The organism is Pararobbsia alpina, from assembly GCF_902859895.1.
Classification (GTDB): domain Bacteria; phylum Pseudomonadota; class Gammaproteobacteria; order Burkholderiales; family Burkholderiaceae; genus Pararobbsia; species Pararobbsia alpina.
Genome location: NZ_CADIKM010000176.1, coordinates 1 through 984, shown reverse-complemented (window position 1 = coordinate 984; position 984 = coordinate 1). Strand labels below are relative to the sequence as shown.

General features: G+C 64.0%; 2 protein-coding genes. One reads left to right on the top strand and one right to left on the bottom strand.

Going from position 1 to position 984, the window contains the following annotated elements; genetic code table 11:
• Positions 1–208, top strand: a 208-nt coding sequence (locus tag HV670_RS30740; protein WP_217478563.1) for a hypothetical protein, incomplete at its 5' end; no start/stop codon positions are given.
• A gap of 47 nt (positions 209–255) precedes the next feature.
• Here the strand turns inward: HV670_RS30740 and HV670_RS30135 are convergent.
• Positions 256–984 (bottom strand): transketolase-like TK C-terminal-containing protein (locus HV670_RS30135; RefSeq protein WP_425511497.1); only part of this gene is annotated, 729 nt, incomplete at its 5' end.

The window sequence follows — 984 nt, the reverse complement described above, 5'->3', positions numbered from 1 at the left end:
AGTGTGGCGCAACAATATCGAAAGGTGCTTGCTTTCTGAGCAGATCGGATGCTCGGACCAGGTCAGATTCTTACCCCTCGGTCCCTCGTCACGCACGGGACAACGAAGGCGCATGATCAACCGGGTCTCCAGGGCGCGACGTGAACTTATCGCGTGCCTCGATCTGCCGATCCAGTCGCTCGGACTTGCGACCAAACTGCGCGCCTGAGCGTCTCGAGCTGGACGTTGAGTCACGATTCACCCCGTACATGGGCCTCACTTCTCCCACGGCGCGCGCCGATCCGCGTCGAGCCTACCGTAGAGTTCGAGTGCCTGCCTCACGGTGTCGCGCGAAACGACGCCCTCGTCAGCCAGCGATTTCAGCGCCGCAATCGCAATCGACGCGCGATCGACTTCGAAGAACGCGCGCAGCGCGGCGCGCGTGTCGCTGCGCCCGAAACCATCCGTGCCGAGCGTTGCGTAGCGACGCGGCACATAGGCGCGAATCAGCTCGGGCACGGCGCGTACGTAATCGGTCGCCGCGATGACGGGGCCGCGCGATGCGGCGAGCGCCGACGTCACATAAGGCGTCGTCTCATCGGCATCGAACAGGCGCTCCGCACGTTCCGACGACACGCCGTCGCGATGCAGTTCGGTGAAGCTTGTCACGCTCCACACGGCCGCTTCGATCTGCCAGTCGTCCTTCAGCATGCGCGCCGCCGCTTGCACCTCGCCGAAAATCGCGCCCGAGCCGAGCAGCTGAACCTGTGCCGTTTCCAGCGCCGCCACATCGAGTGGATACATGCCTTTCAGCACGCCGTCGCGCACGCTGTCGACGTCGGAAGAAGGCGGCGACGGCTGCGCGTAGTTCTCGTTCGTCACAGTGAGGTAATAGAACACGTCGTGCTGACGCTCGATCATCTCGCGCATGCCTTCGTCGACGATCATCGCGACCTCGTATGCGAACGCGGGATCGTACGCGCGGCAGTTCGGCACCGTCGATGC